This is a genomic window from Pseudomonas sp. P65(2024) (assembly GCF_057480955.1).
The window spans coordinates 1-15,599 of sequence record NZ_JBLIYX010000029.1 but is presented as its reverse complement, the minus strand read 5'-3'; the positions used below and the strand labels follow the sequence as shown (position 1 = coordinate 15,599).

At 64.7% G+C, this 15,599-nt stretch carries 14 protein-coding genes; 8 read left to right on the top strand and 6 right to left on the bottom strand.

Going from position 1 to position 15,599, the window contains the following annotated elements; all coding sequences use genetic code 11:
* Positions 1 to 132 precede the first annotated feature (132 nt).
* The 6 genes from livH (at position 133) to AC25MA_RS24750 (ending at position 6,279) form a co-directional block, all read left to right on the top strand.
* Positions 133 to 1,056 carry a high-affinity branched-chain amino acid ABC transporter permease LivH gene (livH, locus tag AC25MA_RS24775; RefSeq protein ID WP_028692119.1) on the top strand — a complete coding sequence of 308 codons (924 nt, stop codon included), beginning with the start codon at positions 133 to 135 and terminating at the stop codon, positions 1,054 to 1,056.
* Positions 1,053 to 2,309 (top strand): high-affinity branched-chain amino acid ABC transporter permease LivM, encoded by a 1,257-nt coding sequence (locus AC25MA_RS24770; protein WP_028692120.1) that lies wholly within the window; start codon positions 1,053 to 1,055, stop codon positions 2,307 to 2,309. The genes livH and AC25MA_RS24770 overlap by 4 nt, the downstream gene beginning before the upstream one ends.
* Positions 2,306 to 3,073 carry a high-affinity branched-chain amino acid ABC transporter ATP-binding protein LivG gene (gene livG, locus AC25MA_RS24765; RefSeq protein ID WP_028692121.1) on the top strand — a complete coding sequence of 256 codons (768 nt, stop codon included), beginning with the start codon at positions 2,306 to 2,308 and terminating at the stop codon, positions 3,071 to 3,073. The genes AC25MA_RS24770 and livG overlap by 4 nt, the downstream gene beginning before the upstream one ends.
* Positions 3,074 to 3,775: an ABC transporter ATP-binding protein gene (locus tag AC25MA_RS24760; RefSeq protein ID WP_028692122.1), complete on the top strand. Its 702-nt coding sequence runs from the start codon at positions 3,074 to 3,076 to the stop codon at positions 3,773 to 3,775.
* Positions 3,776 to 3,890: 115 nt separating this feature from the next.
* On the top strand, positions 3,891 to 4,568 hold the full coding sequence (locus AC25MA_RS24755; RefSeq protein ID WP_213884087.1) for a COG3650 family protein: 678 nt from the start codon (positions 3,891 to 3,893) through the stop codon (positions 4,566 to 4,568).
* Between the two features lie 103 nt (positions 4,569 to 4,671).
* Positions 4,672 to 6,279, top strand: a complete 1,608-nt coding sequence (locus AC25MA_RS24750) for an NAD(P)/FAD-dependent oxidoreductase (RefSeq protein WP_028692124.1) — start codon at positions 4,672 to 4,674, stop codon at positions 6,277 to 6,279.
* Between the two features lie 71 nt (positions 6,280 to 6,350).
* Here the strand turns inward: AC25MA_RS24750 and AC25MA_RS24745 are convergent, their stop codons facing one another.
* The gene (locus AC25MA_RS24745) at positions 6,351 to 6,815 is read right to left on the bottom strand and encodes an outer membrane lipoprotein (protein ID WP_023632818.1); all 465 of its coding nucleotides are present in this window, start codon (positions 6,813 to 6,815) and stop codon (positions 6,351 to 6,353) included.
* A gap of 148 nt (positions 6,816 to 6,963) precedes the next feature.
* Between AC25MA_RS24745 and AC25MA_RS24740 the strand changes: the two genes are divergently transcribed.
* The gene (locus tag AC25MA_RS24740) at positions 6,964 to 7,194 is read left to right on the top strand and encodes a hypothetical protein (RefSeq protein WP_028692125.1); all 231 of its coding nucleotides are present in this window, start codon (positions 6,964 to 6,966) and stop codon (positions 7,192 to 7,194) included.
* A 29-nt stretch (positions 7,195 to 7,223) separates the two neighbouring features.
* On the opposite strand, the gene pdxH is transcribed toward AC25MA_RS24740, so the two are convergent.
* The 5 genes from pdxH to dinG form a co-directional block, all read right to left on the bottom strand.
* Positions 7,224 to 7,871 carry a pyridoxamine 5'-phosphate oxidase gene (pdxH, locus tag AC25MA_RS24735; RefSeq protein ID WP_486972486.1) on the bottom strand — a complete coding sequence of 216 codons (648 nt, stop codon included), beginning with the start codon at positions 7,869 to 7,871 and terminating at the stop codon, positions 7,224 to 7,226.
* Positions 7,872 to 7,890: 19 nt separating this feature from the next.
* Positions 7,891 to 8,868 carry an OmpA family protein gene (locus AC25MA_RS24730; protein WP_028692127.1) on the bottom strand — a complete coding sequence of 326 codons (978 nt, stop codon included), beginning with the start codon at positions 8,866 to 8,868 and terminating at the stop codon, positions 7,891 to 7,893.
* A gap of 99 nt (positions 8,869 to 8,967) precedes the next feature.
* Positions 8,968 to 10,113: an EstA family serine hydrolase gene (locus AC25MA_RS24725; protein ID WP_028692128.1), complete on the bottom strand. Its 1,146-nt coding sequence runs from the start codon at positions 10,111 to 10,113 to the stop codon at positions 8,968 to 8,970.
* Positions 10,114 to 10,282: 169 nt separating this feature from the next.
* Positions 10,283 to 12,511 carry a beta-galactosidase gene (locus AC25MA_RS24720; RefSeq protein ID WP_069015993.1) on the bottom strand — a complete coding sequence of 743 codons (2,229 nt, stop codon included), beginning with the start codon at positions 12,509 to 12,511 and terminating at the stop codon, positions 10,283 to 10,285.
* A gap of 81 nt (positions 12,512 to 12,592) precedes the next feature.
* A complete protein-coding gene (gene dinG / locus AC25MA_RS24715) occupies positions 12,593 to 14,737 on the bottom strand; it encodes an ATP-dependent DNA helicase DinG (RefSeq protein ID WP_062363845.1) in 2,145 nt (714 codons plus the stop codon).
* A gap of 98 nt (positions 14,738 to 14,835) precedes the next feature.
* On the opposite strand from dinG, the gene AC25MA_RS24710 reads away from it, so the two are divergent.
* A complete protein-coding gene (locus tag AC25MA_RS24710) occupies positions 14,836 to 15,300 on the top strand; it encodes a CopD family protein (RefSeq protein ID WP_182325338.1) in 465 nt (154 codons plus the stop codon).
* The last annotated feature ends 299 nt before the right edge of the window (positions 15,301 to 15,599 follow it).

Below are 15,599 nucleotides of genomic sequence, written 5' to 3'. Positions count from 1 at the left end.
GAAAATCTTAAAACCGTCACCCGCGGTTTCCTGGTTGTGCCCGCACAAGATCACGTGGCGTAGACCACGAGAACATGGGCCGGGGTCATCCCCCGCCAGAGAAATGCAAATCAGGTTTTTAGGAGCGCTGTAATGCCTGAGATCTACCATTTCCTACAACAACTGGTTAACGGATTGACCATCGGCAGTACCTACGCGCTGATCGCCATCGGTTACACGATGGTGTACGGCATCATCGGCATGATCAACTTCGCCCACGGCGAGGTGTACATGATCGGTTCCTACGTGGCCTTCATCGCCCTCGCCGGGCTGGCCATGATGGGCATCCACTCATTGCCGATCCTGATGACCGTGGCCTTCGTCGCCACGATCTTCGTCACCAGTGCCTACGGCTACAGCATCGAACGGGTCGCCTACCGACCGCTGCGCAACAGCAACCGGCTGATCCCGCTGATCTCCGCCATCGGCATGTCGATCTTCCTGCAGAACACCGTCCTGCTGTCGCAGGACTCCAAGGACAAGTCCATCCCCAACCTGATCCCCGGCAGCTTCTCGTTCGGCCCGGGCGGCGCGGAGGAGGTGCTGGTCTCGTACATGCAGATCCTGGTGTTCGTGGTGACCCTCGTCGCCATGACCTGCCTGACCCTGTTCATCTCCCGTTCTCGCCTGGGTCGCGCCTGCCGCGCCTGCGCCGAGGACATCAAGATGGCCAACCTGCTGGGCATCAACACCAACAACATCATCGCCCTGACCTTCGTCATCGGCGCCGCGCTGGCGGCGGTGGCGGCCGTGCTGCTGAGCATGCAGTACGGGGTGATCAACCCCAACGCCGGTTTCCTGGTGGGCCTGAAGGCCTTCACCGCGGCGGTACTGGGCGGCATCGGCAGCATCCCGGGCGCCATGCTCGGCGGGCTGGTGCTGGGCGTGGCCGAAGCGTTCGGCGCCGACATCTTCGGCGACCAGTACAAGGACGTGGTGGCATTCGGTCTTTTGGTTCTTGTCCTGCTGTTCCGGCCGACCGGCATCCTGGGCCGCCCGGAGGTTGAAAAAGTATGAACAGAAATCTCAAACAGGCGTTCTTCAGCGCCTTGCTGGTCTGGGCCGTGGCCTTCCCGGTGCTGGGCTTGAAACTCAGCATCGACGGCATCAGCCTGATCGTGCACAGCCAGGGCTCGTTCACCATCAGCATCATCGCCGCGTGCTCGGTGCTGATGTTCCTGCGCGTGTTGTTCGACAAGCAGTGGAGCGCGGTGATGGGCCGCCGCTCGGAGCGCAAGCTGGTACCACCTTCGGTGACCAACTTCCTCACCCTGCCGAAGACCCAGCGCTGGGTCATCATGGGGCTGATCGTGGCGGCGCTGATCTGGCCGTTCTTCGGCTCGCGCGGCGCGGTCGACATCGCCACCTTGATCCTGATCTACGTGTTGCTGGGCCTGGGCCTGAACATCGTGGTGGGGCTTGCGGGCCTGCTCGACCTGGGTTACGTCGGCTTCTATGCCGTCGGCGCCTACAGCTACGCGATGCTCTCGCACTACCTGGGCTGGAGCTTCTGGGTGTGCCTGCCGATCGCCGGCCTGATGGCCGCCACCTTCGGTTTCCTGCTCGGCTTCCCGGTGCTGCGCCTGCGCGGCGACTACCTGGCGATCGTGACCCTGGGCTTCGGCGAGATCATCCGCCTGTTCCTGCGTAACCTCACCGACTGGACCGGCGGCCCCAACGGCATCAGCAACATCCCCAAGCCGGAGTTCTTCGGCCTGACCTTCGAACGCCGCGCCGCCGAGGGCATGCAGACCTTCCACGAGTTCTTCGGGCTGGAATACAACTCGATCAACAAGGTGATCTTCCTCTACCTGGTGGCCCTGCTGCTGGCACTGCTGGCGCTGTTCGTCATCAACCGCCTGCTGCGCATGCCGATCGGCCGGGCCTGGGAAGCGCTGCGTGAAGACGAGATCGCCTGCCGTGCGCTGGGCCTGAACCCCACCGTGATCAAGCTCTCGGCGTTCACCCTGGGTGCCTGCTTCGCCGGTTTCGCCGGCAGCTTCTTCGCCGCCCGCCAAGGGCTGGTGACACCGGAGTCGTTCACCTTCATCGAGTCGGCGATCATCCTCGCCATCGTCGTGCTGGGTGGCATGGGTTCGCAGCTGGGCGTGATTCTCGCGGCCATCGTGATGATCCTTCTGCCGGAGATGATGCGTGAGTTCAGCGAATACCGGATGCTGATGTTCGGTGCGCTGATGGTGTTGATGATGATCTGGCGTCCGCAGGGCCTGCTGCCCATGCAACGTCCGCACATGGAGCTGCCTCGATGAGCCGCGAAATTCTGCAAGTCAGCGGCCTGAGCATGCGCTTCGGCGGCTTGTTGGCGGTCAACGGCGTGGGCCTGACCGTCAAGGAAAAACAAGTGGTGGCGTTGATCGGCCCGAACGGCGCCGGCAAGACCACCGTGTTCAACTGCCTCACCGGCTTCTACAAGCCCAGCGGCGGCACCATCCTGCTCGACGGCCAGCCGATCCAGGGCCTGGCCGGCCATCAGATCGCCCGCAAGGGCGTGGTGCGGACCTTCCAGAACGTGCGCCTGTTCAAGGAAATGACCGCGCTGGAAAACCTGCTGATCGCCCAGCACCGCCATCTGAACACCAACTTCTTCGCCGGCCTGTTCAAGACCCCGGGCTTCCGTCGCAGCGAGAAGGAGGCCATGGAGCGCGCGCAGTACTGGCTGGAGAAGGTCAACCTGACCGAGTTCGCCAACCGTACCGCCGGCACCCTCGCCTACGGCCAGCAGCGGCGCCTGGAAATCGCCCGCTGCATGATGACCCAACCGCGGATCATCATGCTCGACGAACCGGCCGCCGGCCTGAACCCCAAGGAGACCGAGGACCTCAAGGCCCTCATCGCCTACCTGCGCGAATCCCACAACGTGACCGTGCTGCTGATCGAGCACGACATGAAACTGGTGATGAGCATTTCCGACCACATCGTGGTGATCAACCAGGGCACGCCCCTGGCGGATGGCACGCCGGAAGAGATTCGCGGCAACCCTGATGTGATCAAGGCCTACCTGGGGGAGGCGTAAATGCTGAAGTTCGAGAACGTTTCCACCTTCTACGGCAAGATCCAGGCGCTGCACAGCGTCAACGTGGAGATCAACCAGGGCGAGATCGTCACCCTGATCGGTGCCAACGGTGCCGGCAAGTCGACCCTGCTGATGACCCTCTGCGGCTCGCCCCAGGCGAGCAGCGGCAGCATCAAGTACCTGGGCGAGGAGCTGGTCGGCCAGCCGTCCTCGCACATCATGCGCAAGAGCATCGCGGTGGTGCCGGAAGGCCGCCGCGTGTTCTCGCGCCTGACTGTCGAGGAAAACCTGGCCATGGGCGGTTTCTTCACCGACAAGGGCGACTATCAGGAACAGCTGGACAAAGTCCTGCAGCTGTTCCCGCGTCTGAAGGAACGCTACATCCAGCGCGGCGGCACCATGTCCGGCGGCGAGCAGCAGATGCTGGCCATCGGCCGGGCGCTGATGAGCAAGCCCAAGCTGCTGCTGCTCGACGAGCCATCGCTGGGCCTGGCGCCGATCATCATCCAGCAGATCTTCGACATCATCGAACAGCTGCGCCGCGATGGCGTGACGGTGTTCCTGGTGGAGCAGAACGCCAACCAGGCGCTGAAGATCGCCGACCGGGCGTATGTGCTGGAAAACGGCAAGGTGGTGATGCAGGGTACCGGTGAAGCGTTGCTGACCGACCCGAAGGTACGCGACGCGTACCTCGGGGGTTGAATGATCAAAGGGCCTTCGGGCCCTTTTTTCTTGCCCCTCGATGAGGCCCTTGTGATACCTGCGCACCCTGCGTAACGTGGCCAGCTCTTTTGCAACGTCTCCCGGAGCACGCCCCATGCGCCTCACCCCTTCACTGCTGCTCACCGCCTTGCTGCCGCTGTTCGCCGGCTGCCAGATGCTGGCCGAAAAACCGGTCGACCCGAACCTGGGCACCACCCGCATGCAAGGCGAGCTGAGCGCGGCCGGCGGTCATCTGCTGTTCAAGCCCTGCAGCGAAAGCCGTCGCTTCATCGTCAACGACGTCGCCGCCACCGGCATCCTGCAGGAAGCCGCCAACCTGGCCGACGACGCCGGTGACAAACTGTTCGCCGACGTCCGCGCGCGCATGACCGGCAGCAAGCAGGCCGGCAGCGACGGCCAGCTCGACGTGACCCGCCTGTACCGACTGGAAACCTCCGAATACAGTGGCTGCGAAGACCCGAACTTCAAGCAGCTGACCCTGCGTGCCGGCGGCCATGAACCGGACTGGGACATCAAGGCCAGTGGCAAGGGCATGGTGCTCAACCGCATCGGCCAGGACCCGCTGCCGCTGCCTTACCTGGAGGAGGAAATGCCCGGCGGCGGCCTGAGCTTGTCCAGCGAAGCCAATGACCAGCGCGTCGAGCTATGGGTCGCGCCGCAGCGCTGCGTCGACGGCGCCACCGGTGCCATCCGCCACCTCAAGGCCGAGCTGCGCATCGACGGCAAGACCCTGCAGGGCTGCGCCTACTACGGTGGCGCCCGCGACCTCTGATCGCCGGGCACTTTTATCCTGCCAGTCGGGGCGGCTAACAGCTTATACTTGGCGGTTTGTGTAAAGCCGCCGGCCGCCCATGGCCGGGATACTGGACCCTGCCATGCTACGAATCACCGAACTGAAGCTGCCCCTGGACCACTCCGACGACGAGCTGCGCGCCGCCATCGTCCAGCGCCTGGGCATCAGCGATGAGCAACTGCTCGGTTTCACCCTGTTCAAGCGCAGCTACGATGCGCGCAAGAAGAACAGCGAGCTGCTGTTCATCTACACCATCGACCTTGAAACCAGCAACGAAGACGAACTGCTGCGCCGCTTTGAAGACGACGGCAAGATCAGCGTGGCCCCGGACGTCAGCTACAAGTTCGTCGGCCAGGCCCCGGCCGAGCTGTCTGCGCGCCCGATCGTGGTCGGCTTCGGCCCCTGCGGCATCTTCGCCGGGCTGGTCCTGGCGCAGATGGGCTTCAAGCCGATCGTGCTGGAACGCGGCAAGGAAGTGCGCCAGCGCACCAAGGACACCTGGGGCCTGTGGCGCAAGAGCGTGCTCAACCCCGAGTCCAACGTGCAGTTCGGCGAAGGCGGCGCCGGCACCTTCTCCGACGGCAAGCTGTACAGCCAGATCAAGGACCCGAACCACCACGGCCGCAAGGTGCTGGAAGAGTTCGTCAAGGCCGGTGCCCCGGAAGAGATCCTTTACATCAACAAGCCGCACATCGGTACCTTCCGCCTGACCAGCATGGTCGAGAAGATGCGCGAAGAAATCATCACCCTGGGCGGTGAGGTACGCTTCGAGCAGAAGGTTACCGACCTGCTGATCGACGGCGAACAGCTCACAGGCGTGGTACTGGACAGCGGCGAACAGTTGCACTCGCGCCATGTGGTCCTTGCCTTGGGTCACAGCGCCCGCGACACCTTCCGCATGCTCCACGCCAAAGGCGTGTTCATGGAAGCCAAGCCGTTCTCGGTCGGTTTCCGTATCGAGCACCCGCAGTCGCTGATCGACAAGGCGCGCCTGGGCAAGTACGCCGGCCACCCGAAACTCGGCGCCGCCGACTACAAGCTGGTGCACCACGCCAAGAATGGCCGTTCAGTCTACAGCTTCTGCATGTGCCCGGGCGGCACCGTGGTCGCCGCCACCAGCGAACCGGGGCGCGTGGTCACCAACGGCATGAGCCAGTACTCACGCAATGAGCGCAACGCCAACTCCGGCATCGTCGTCGGTATCGACCCCGAGCGCGACTACCCGGGCGGCCCACTGGCTGGCATCGAGCTGCAGGAACGCCTGGAGGCCCATGCCTACGTGATGGGCGGCAGCAACTACCAGGCACCGGCGCAGTTGGTGGGTGACTTCGTCGCCGGCCGTCCGTCCACCGCGCTGGGCAGCGTCGAGCCGTCCTACAAGCCGGGCGTGACCCTGGGCGACCTGGCCCCGAGCCTGCCGGACTTCGCCATCGAGGCGATTCGTGAGGCGCTGCCGGCCTTCGACCGCCAGATCAAGGGCTACAACCTGCATGACGCGGTGCTGACCGGCATCGAGACCCGCACCTCCTCGCCGCTGCGCATCACCCGTGATGCCAGCTTCCAGAGCCTCAACCTCAGGGGCTTGTTCCCGGCGGGTGAAGGTGCGGGCTACGCTGGTGGCATTCTGTCAGCGGGCGTGGATGGCATCCGCATCGCCGAGGCGGTGGCGCGGGACATGCTCGGCCTGTAATCCCACTGCAGGGCAAGCAAAAGAAAACCCCGAACAGGCCAGGCCGGTTCGGGGTTTCTTTTGTGCGGTGATCAGTGAGTGACGCGACTGGTGCCATCGACGGTCATGATGCGCACACGCTCGCCCACACGGAAGATCTCGTTCTGCTGCACTTGCTGCACGTAGGCGCGCATGCTGCCGTCGTCTTCACGTACGGTAATCTCGACGCCCTGGGTGCGGGTCAGGCCTTCTTCGGCGGCCGAACCTGCCAGGCCACCGGCCACGGCACCGATTACCGCAGCAACGATGCTGCCTCGGCCTCCGCCGACGGCGCTACCGGCGACGCCACCGACGATGGCGCCGGCGCCACCGCCAATCGGGGTCTTGGTGCCTTCGATCTTCACCGGACGCAGGGATTCGATGGTGCCCATGCGCACGGTCTGCACGCGGCGGGCCTCATCACGGGAGTAGCTGTCGCCGGTCAGCGACGACTGGCAGCCGCCCAGCAGCAGCGACACGGTGGTGAAGCTGGCCAGCAGCAAAGCGGATTTACGCATGGGGTCAATCTCCAGAAGACAAGTGTTCATTAGACTCCGCGCCTTGACAGGTGTCACGACGCAAACGTTATAAAATTGTTTTCATTCAGCCCAGGTACAGCCTATGCCGGCCATGTGGCGGGCATTTAACGTGAGACCAAGGATAGCCATGGATTACTTCATCGTCGTCGTGGTGACTATCGCCGGCCTGTATTTTCACGGGTGGCTGTATGTGCGCATGCGTCGCTGGATGGACCGGGACCTGGCGCTGTCGCTAGCCGGGGAGGATCCGGCGAAGCGGGATTTCATGCTCAAGTTGCTCGAGCGGGCGCGGGTGGAGAAAGTGCGGCGCAAGGAGTTGGCGGCGTGGCTGGAGCGGGAGGCGGCGGGGTATCGGTAATGCTGGGGCTGCTTTGCAGCCCCAGCACCTCAGGGCGCCAGGCGCTCGCGCAACCACTGGCCATCGACCAACCGGAAGTTCAGCCGGTCGTGCAGGCGACTGGCTCGCCCCTGCCAGAACTCGACACGCTCCGGCACCAGGCGGTAGCCGCCCCAGTGTTCCGGGCAATGCGGTTGCGTATCGGAAAAGCGCGCCTCGGTGGCCTTGACCAGCCCTTCCAGCTCCTCACGGTCAGCAATCACCCGGCTCTGCGGCGACGCCCAGGCGCCCAGGCGGCTGCCCAGCGGGCGTACCTGGTAGTAATCGTCCGACTCCTTGGCCGTGACCTTTTCCACCCGCCCTTCAATTCGCACCTGGCGCTCCAGCGCCGGCCAGAAGAAGGTCATGGCCGCGAACGGGTTCACCGCGATGTGCTGGCCCTTGGCGCTTTCGTAATTGGTGAAGAACGTGAAGCCTCGGGCATCGAGGGCCTTGAGCAACATTACCCGGCAATGCGGGCGGCCGTCGGCGTCGACGGTCGCCAGGGTCATGGCGTTGGCTTCCACCGGCAGTTGTTCGGTCTTCACCGCATCAGCGAACCAGTGGTGGAACAGCGCGAACGGCTCCCCCGGGGCCTGGGCTTCGGCCAGGCCATCACGGGTGTAGTCGCGGCGCATATCGGCCAGGGATTGGGTCATGACTGCGTTTCCTTGACGATCAGTTGGTCTTCGCAGGGCTGTTGGCGGCGACTTTCTTGTCGGTGGCGGCCTTCTTCGCGGCAGGTTTGGCCGGAGCGGCTTTCTTCTTCGCGCTGGTGCTGGCCTTGGCCGGCGCCTTGGCCTTGGCGGCCGGCTTTTTCGCAGCTGGCTTGGCAGCGGCCTTGGCGGCTGGCTTGGCCGCCGGGGCCTTGGCATCCTGGGTGGCGACCATCGCCGTCGGGGCTGGCGCCGGGGCGGCCTGCTGGTACTTGGCCAGCAGCGCGACCATGGTGTTCTGCGGGGTCAGCAGCAGCTCGACGCGTCGGTTCAGGGCACGGCCCTCGGCGCTGTCGTTGGCGGCGCGCGGCATCACCGAGCCCATGCCCTTGAGCATCAGGCGGTCACGCTGCAGGCCGCTGAGACGGAAGATCGCCGACACGGAAGCTGCGCGCTCGAGGCTGAGCTTCTGGTTGGCGGCGGTGGCACCGCTGCTGTCGGCGTGGCCGAGGATCAGCACCGCGGTCTTGGTGTCGGTCTCAATGGCCTTGGCCACCTGGGTGATCGGGCCGAGGGTGACCGGCAGCAGCATGTTCGGACGGTCCGGGTTGTAGGCGCTGTCCACCGGAATGGTTACCGCCAGCACATCTTCACGACGTTCGAGTTCGAACTTGCTGCCCTTGATCGCTTCGCGGACCTTCGGTTCGTACTGGTCGAGCCAAGCCTGGGTGGCCTTCTGGTCGATCTTCGGCACCGCCGCGACCTTGTCTTTTTTCTCGTCGCTACCGAACGGCCACCACCAGCGGCTGGCGCTCTCGGACTTGGCATCGGCCTTGGCGACGTTTTCGACGACAGCCTCCTTCACTTCCTTGTCGGCGACCTTGTCCGAACCAAAGGGCCACCAGTTCAGGCCACTGTCTTTGGAAGCGTCCTGGGAGTGGCTGGCGCAGCCGGTCATGGCCAGGCACAGGGCGAGTGCTAAGGTTTTATGTGAAGACATCAGCGATACACCATGAAATAGAAAGAAATTTTGCCCATACCCATCAGGCGTTGGCATTGAGGATAGTCAAAGGGTCCGGTCAATACCCGCGTTACCCGATCAAAGGCAACTGCCAAGGACACGCACCAGGCGTTGAGCGCGCGGGTCCATCAGTACATAGGGGCCCAGGGTATTGGTGACGAAGCCAAAGGCCACGTCGTGTTCGGGGTCGGCAAAGCCGACCGAGCCGCCCGCGCCGGGATGGCCGAACGCCCGCGCGCCAAGGCCGAAAGTGGCGTTGGCCACTTCTGGCTGGTCGAGCATGCAGCCCAGGCCGAAGCGGGTCTGGGTCAACAGGGTGCGGTCCTGGCCGAGGCTGTGCTCGCGGGTCAGTTCGTCAAGCAGTTCGGACTCCAGCAGGCTGCCGTCGAGCAGGCCGGCATAGAAGCCCGCCAGGCTGCGGGCGTTGCCGTGGCCATTGGCCGCTGGTTGCTGCATGCGCCGCCATTCGGGCTTGTTGGTGCTGGTGAGGATTGCCGGAGGGTTGGTGAAAGCCCGGGTCGACAGGGCCTCGGGCTCGCGCATCGTGACCTGCAGCAGGCGCTGGGCCGCGGCATCGCCGGGGTTGCCCTTGCCGCGGGCGATATGCGCCACGCGGTGGAACGCGTCGTCGGCCAGGCCGACATGGAAATCCAACCCCAATGGCCGGGCGGTGCGGGCCACGATCGAGTCGCCCGGGCCGCGACCGTCGGCGCGGCGGATCAACTCGCCGATCAGCCAGCCATAGGTGATCGCCGCGTAACCGTGTTCGCTGCCGGGCGTCCACCAGGGCGCTTCGGCGGCCAGGGCATCGACCATGGCCTGCCAGTCATACAGCGCCTCGGCCGGCAGCAGCTCGCGGATGGCCGGCAGACCTGCGCGGTGGCTGAGCAACTGGCGCAGGGTGACCTGCTCCTTGCCAGCCTGGGCGAACTCCGGCCAGTAGCGCGCCACCGGCGCATCGAGGGCCAGCTTGCCCTCGCCCACCAGTTGCAGGGCGGTGACGGCGGTGAAGGTCTTGGTGCAGGAGAACAGGTTGGCGATGGTGTCGCTGTGCCAGGCCTCGCGGCCGTCCTTGTCGGCGCTGCCAGCCCACAGGTCGACCACGGTCTCGCCGCCGACCTGGATGCACAATGCGGCACCACGCTCCTGGGGATCCTCGAACAACGCGGCGAAGGCATCGCGCACCGCCTCGAACTTCAGCTCATAGTGACCCTGGATCTGCACCCGACTACCTCTCTGTACGGCCTGGCTTGCAAAGGGGTGCATTGTTTCAGTAGTTGGGCGATTTGCAAACTGGATATGGCTGGGTGGTTGTCAGGGGTGTCCATGTTCCCTGGTGGGACGCTATCGCGGGGCAAGCCCGCTCCCACAAAAGCGCTGCCAGGAACAGCGCTCATTTTTTGGGAGCGGGCTTGTCCAGCTCGGTGCGTAGCTGCGTGAGGCTCTGCAGGTTGCTCCGGCGCACCGCTTCGACGAAGCCCGGGTAGCTCACGTCGGTGATGGCCACCAGGCCCAGGTGGCCGTTCTCGCCGTCCAGCAGCCTGCCGCTGGCCGGTTGGTCGAGATACTGGAACCAGTGCGCGCCAACGATCATCGGCTGGGCCATGGCGGCCTTGAGGAAGTTGGCATAGGCCGGCCCGCGATCTTCCTCGCGGGCGACTTCCACCGGGCCTGGCCAGAACGGACCGCGATCGCGGGAGCCGAACTGGAACTCCGAGACCAGCACCGGCTTGTCCAACTCGGCCAACCGGACGAAGTCGTAGCCGTCTTCAGGCTTCAAGGTATAGAAGTTGAAACTCAGCACATCGCAGAACCTGGCGCAGGCCTGCACCGCTTCAGGCGTGCTGACCGCATAGCGACCGCCCAGCAGCAGATGGTTGGGCGCATGCCATTTCAGGGCATCGGAAATGGTCTTGAAATAGGTTTCGGCGAACACCTGCTGGAAATACTGGTAGTCGCGCTCGATTTCCGGGTGCTCCGGATTGGGCAATGGCGCCTCGAACCCTGGGTCTTCCATCAGTTCCCAGGCGGTCAGCTCGATCCCCCAGGCCTTCGACAACCCTTGCTGGTTGCGGTATTTGTCGCGCAACTGCTTGAGGAAGGCACGCTTGGCCGGCACATCGGTGGTCAGGCGCAAGGTGCCATAGGCCAGGCCGTAGCGTGCCTTGGGATCGTCGCCGGGGGCGGCCCAGGCCAGTTCGTTGTCGGCGAAATAACCGATCAGCCAGGGGTCATCGCGGTGATCACGGGCGGCGATGGCCACGGCGCGCTCGGTGGCCATGGCGAAGCGCGGGTCGAACGGGTCGGGCATGCGACCCCACCAGTCCATGCCAGTGCTGATGCTGGCGTAGTCACCGACGATCGACAGCGGCAAGGTGTACGGCAGGCGCCTGGCCTGGCCGAGCGCCGGGTCGCTCCAGTTGCCGAGGGTGTTGAAGCCCCAGGCCTGCAGGCGATCGAGGGTGTGGGCCTGCCAGCGCTGGGCGTCCAAGGCCGGCGCCGGGCAGGCCGTGCCATCCTGCGGACAAGGCTTGCCGTAGGTGCGCTGCAGGTTGGCCGCATAGAAATCGAACCAGCGCCCTTGCTTGAAGCCCCGACCCTGGGACGAGGCATTGCCGTCATCATTGTTTCCTTCGCCGTAGAAGGCGGTCATGGCGTCGCCCTCGCCCGGCAAGCCCTTGAACATGCCTTCGCGACCGGCGACATAGGTGCGCCCGCCATCGGCGGCAACGGCATTGACGCCGAGCGAATAGAACGGATGCCCGTCGGGCGTCACCAGGTACCAGCGCCCGTCGCGCTTCTCGGTGCGGAAGAAGCCCTTGGCTTCGAAGGCCGGCCCCGCGAGCAGGCCGCCATAGGTGTCCAGCTTGAGCTTGTCGCGCTCAGCCAGCCAGGCCTTGAGTTGTGCCTGTTCACGGTTGTCGGCGGCCTTGAGCTGCTCATCGCCGACGATCTTCTCCGGCCAGCGGCCCCGAGTCGACTGCCCATAGGCATCGATCAATTCGCTGTAGGCAGCCTTGAACGCCTGGTCGTCATCCTGCAGGCCGACTTTCTCGATCAACAGGCTCTGGGCTACCTTGGGGCCGGGAATGCTCAGGCTGATCGAAGTGACCTGCGCCAAGTCCACCGCGCCTTCACTGCTGGTCAGTAGCAGGCGTTGTCCCTCGAAAGTCCAGGGCATCGGTGGCCCGGCGCGCATACCCTGGCTCAGTGGTGAACTGGCCTTGAGCGGAATCATCACGGTCTGCGCGGGCCCGGCCGGCAGGTCGATGCGGCTGGTGAGGGTACGCCCGTCGCTGCTCTGCACCGTTACATCGACAGTCAGCGCCCAGTCCATGCCACTCTGCAGGCGCAGGGTCAGTGCCTGGCCGGCGCTCCAGTCCCACGCTCCGCCTTGTGGCGCGAGGCGCAGGGTCGGCTGCGCCACCGGGTTGAACACCACCCGCCGCAACACTTCGCCTTCGGCTGTCTGTTCCGCATTGTACTGCGGCAGGTTGGCGTCCTGGGTGACGACATTCACCACCGAGGCCGGGCGCACGAAGCTGAACAGCGTCTGTTGCCCGGCCAGCAAGGGCGCACTGAACAACAGGGAGAACACGACAGGCAGGGTGCGGCGGATCATAGGGCGGTGACTCTCCTTCGGAGCCCGTCATGGGCTCGCAATCGAGTAATGGACAACAGGTCTAGCGTCTTGCTCCGGCGCTCAGCCGATTTCCCGTCGGAAGGGTGGCAGTGCGTTGAGAATAGCCTTGCCGTAGCGTTGGGTGACCAGGCGTCGATCGAGCAAGGTGATGACGCCACGGTCCTGCTCGGTGCGCAGCAACCGACCACAGGCCTGGATCAGGCGCAGCGAGGCGTCGGGCACGGCGATTTCCATGAACGGGTTGCCGCCCCGGGCTTCGATCCATTCAGCCAGCGCGGCTTCGACCGGGTCATCCGGCACGGCGAAGGGAATCTTGGCGATCACGACGTGCTCGCAGTAGGCACCCGGCAGGTCGACGCCCTCGGCAAAGCTGGCCAGGCCGAACAGCACGCTGTGTTGGCCATCGTCGACCCGCGCCTTGTGCTTGTTGAGGGTCTCCTGTTTGGACAGGTTGCCCTGGATCAGCACCAGCTTGCGCCAGTCGCGATCCAGGCCATCGAACACGTCCTGCATCTGCTTGCGCGACGAGAACAGCACCAGTGCGCCACGGGCATCCTCGACGATGGCCGGCAGTTCGCGGATGATCGCTGCGGTATGGGCGGTGGCATCCCGTGGGTCGGCGCCTAGATCGGGCACTCGCAACAGCCCGGCGTCACCGTGCACGAACGGGCTGGGCACCACGCATTGCACAGCATCGCGGGGCAGGCCCGAACGCATGCGGAAGCGGTCGAACTTGCCCAGGGCGGTGAGCGTTGCCGAGGTCACCAGAGCGCCATAAGCGACGTTCCACAGGCTCTTGCGCAGCATCTCGGCGGCCAGGATGGGGCTGGCGTTGACTTCGATGTCAAACAGCGCGCCGCTTTCAGCCAGGGTCAGCCAGCGGGCCATGGGCGGGTTGTCTTCCGGATCTTCGGCGGTGAACGCGGTCCACAGTTCCCAGTTGCCCTGGGCGCGGGTCACCAGGCTGCCGAACAGCGGGTACCACTCCTCGGCCTGGTGGCTGGCGATACCAATGTTGTTCTCGCCATCCATGCCTTCCTTGAGCAGGTCGGCCAGACGGGTAAACAGGTCGTTGAGGCGGGCGAAGCCTTTCTTGAGCTCGATGCCGACCTCGCGGATCTGCTCAGGCACCACCCCGCCTTCGAAACGGTAGCGCGGACGGTCACGGCCTTCCATGTCCTCGCCGGCGCGGAAATCCGCCACCTGCTCGCAGAGGGTGAACATGAACTGCTGCTGGGCGCGGACTTCCCGCGCCAGCTCCGGGACCTGCTCGATGTACTTGCCAAGGTCGCCCGGCAGCGGATGCTGGGCCAGCAGCTTGGTCAGGTTCTTGGCGGTCTGCTCCAGCCAGTCGGCGGTGGAGCGCAGGCGCGAATAGTGGGCGAAGTGGCCGATGGCCTTGTCGGGCAGGTGGTGGCCTTCGTCGAACACGTACAGGGTGTCGCGCGGGTCGGGCAGCACGGCGCCACCGCCCAGGGCCAGGTCGGCCAGGACCATATCGTGGTTGGTGACGATCACGTCGACCTTGCCCATGCCTTCACGGGCCTTGTAGAACACGCACTGCTGGAAGTTCGGGCAATGCCGGCCGGTGCACTGGCCATGGTCGGTGGTCAGGCGAGCCCAGTCCTGGTCCTCGATGGTTTCGGACCAGCTGTCGCGGTCGCCGTCCCAGCGGTTGCCGGCGAGCTTCTCGATCATGCTGTTGAACAGCTTCTGGCTGCGCTCGTCAACCTCGATGCGAAAGCCCTCTTCCTCGAACAGCTGGGCGGTGGCCGACTGGGCATGGCCTTCCTGCAGCAGGACGTCGAGCTTGGACAGGCACAGGTAGCGGCCGCGGCCCTTGGCCAGGGCGAAGCTGAAGTTCAGCCCGCTGTTGCGCATAAGGTCGGGCAGGTCCTTGAAGACGATCTGCTCCTGCAGGGCCACGGTCGCGGTGGCGATTACCAGGCGCTTGCCAGCAGCCTTTGCGGCGGGGATTGCGGCCAGGCTGTAGGCGACGGTCTTGCCGGTACCGGTGCCAGCCTCGACGGCCACCACGGCGGGCTCGCCGGCACGGCGGCCGTCGTCGTCGCAGGCGATGTCGCCGAGTACCTTGGCCACTTCGGCGATCATCAGGCGCTGGCCGTAGCGTGGCTTGAGGCTTTTGGCTTCGAGGAAACGCGAGTAGGCGCCCTGGATGGTGGCTTTGAGTTCGTTGCTGATCATGGTCTGCAGGCGCCCGGAGGGCTGGATATATTTTCAGTGTTTCGCATGGGCCGGCTATCATACCCCGCTATTGCCCTTTGTGCCGCATGGAGATCCGGATGCTTGCCTTTGCCCTGCCCTACACCTTGCATGTCCTGGCCGCCCTTGTCTGGGTCGGGGGGATGTTCTTCGCCTGGCTGGTGCTGCGGCCGGCAACGGTTGCCGCGCTGGAGGGGCCTGCGCGGCTGCGGTTGTGGGTGGAGGTTTTCCAGCGGTTCTTCAGATGGGTCTGGCTGGCGGTGGCGGTGTTGGCTGTCAGCGGGGTCGGGATGATTCACCTGCGGTTTGCCGGGTTCGAGACCGCGCCTCGTTACGTGCAGGTGATGATTGGCGGGGGGATTGTCATGTTTGCGTTGTTCATGCGGATTCAGTCTTTGTTGCTGCCTGAACTGCGGACGGCGGTGGAGGCTGGGGATTGGGCTTCGGGGGCTGGGGTACTGGGGCGGATTCGGCGGTTGGTGGGGGTTAATTTGTTGATTGGGGTGTTGGTGGTGGGGGTGGCCAGTTCGCGGGTTTGGGTTTGAGGGGGTTGGCTTCGGCTTCGGCTTCGGCTTCGGCTTCGGCTTCGGCTTCGGCTTCGGCTTCGGCTTCGGCTTCGGCTTCGGCTTCACAGATGATTGTTTTTGATTTTTGTAAGCACATTCGTAGGTGATGTCGACATTTATTCACCTTTTCGCCTTTACGGCGACCTACTTTTCTCTAGGGAAAAGTAGGCAAAACCGTTCCGCTCCGTTCATCCGGCCCCTGCGCTTCGCTCCGGGGTTCCCTCGCTCCGTTCTTGCTCCCGGGAGGACCGCGCTGAACGCCCCATCCTGGGGCGCAG

What these genes read in the sequence shown, in the direction of transcription:
- AC25MA_RS24710 (WP_182325338.1), top strand. Translation starts at nt 14,836, where the DNA reads ATGCTTGCCTTTGCCCTGCCCTACACCTTGCATGTCCTGGCCGCCCTT.
- livH (WP_028692119.1), top strand. Translation starts at nt 133, where the DNA reads ATGCCTGAGATCTACCATTTCCTACAACAACTGGTTAACGGATTGACC.
- AC25MA_RS24755 (WP_213884087.1), top strand. Translation starts at nt 3,891, where the DNA reads ATGCGCCTCACCCCTTCACTGCTGCTCACCGCCTTGCTGCCGCTGTTC.
- AC25MA_RS24750 (WP_028692124.1), top strand. Translation starts at nt 4,672, where the DNA reads ATGCTACGAATCACCGAACTGAAGCTGCCCCTGGACCACTCCGACGAC.
- livG (WP_028692121.1), top strand. Translation starts at nt 2,306, where the DNA reads ATGAGCCGCGAAATTCTGCAAGTCAGCGGCCTGAGCATGCGCTTCGGC.
- AC25MA_RS24720 (WP_069015993.1), bottom strand. Translation starts at nt 12,511, where the DNA reads ATGATCCGCCGCACCCTGCCTGTCGTGTTCTCCCTGTTGTTCAGTGCG.
- AC25MA_RS24745 (WP_023632818.1), bottom strand. Translation starts at nt 6,815, where the DNA reads ATGCGTAAATCCGCTTTGCTGCTGGCCAGCTTCACCACCGTGTCGCTG.
- AC25MA_RS24770 (WP_028692120.1), top strand. Translation starts at nt 1,053, where the DNA reads ATGAACAGAAATCTCAAACAGGCGTTCTTCAGCGCCTTGCTGGTCTGG.
- AC25MA_RS24760 (WP_028692122.1), top strand. Translation starts at nt 3,074, where the DNA reads ATGCTGAAGTTCGAGAACGTTTCCACCTTCTACGGCAAGATCCAGGCG.
- dinG (WP_062363845.1), bottom strand. Translation starts at nt 14,737, where the DNA reads ATGATCAGCAACGAACTCAAAGCCACCATCCAGGGCGCCTACTCGCGT.
- pdxH (WP_486972486.1), bottom strand. Translation starts at nt 7,871, where the DNA reads ATGACCCAATCCCTGGCCGATATGCGCCGCGACTACACCCGTGATGGC.
- AC25MA_RS24740 (WP_028692125.1), top strand. Translation starts at nt 6,964, where the DNA reads ATGGATTACTTCATCGTCGTCGTGGTGACTATCGCCGGCCTGTATTTT.
- AC25MA_RS24730 (WP_028692127.1), bottom strand. Translation starts at nt 8,868, where the DNA reads ATGTCTTCACATAAAACCTTAGCACTCGCCCTGTGCCTGGCCATGACC.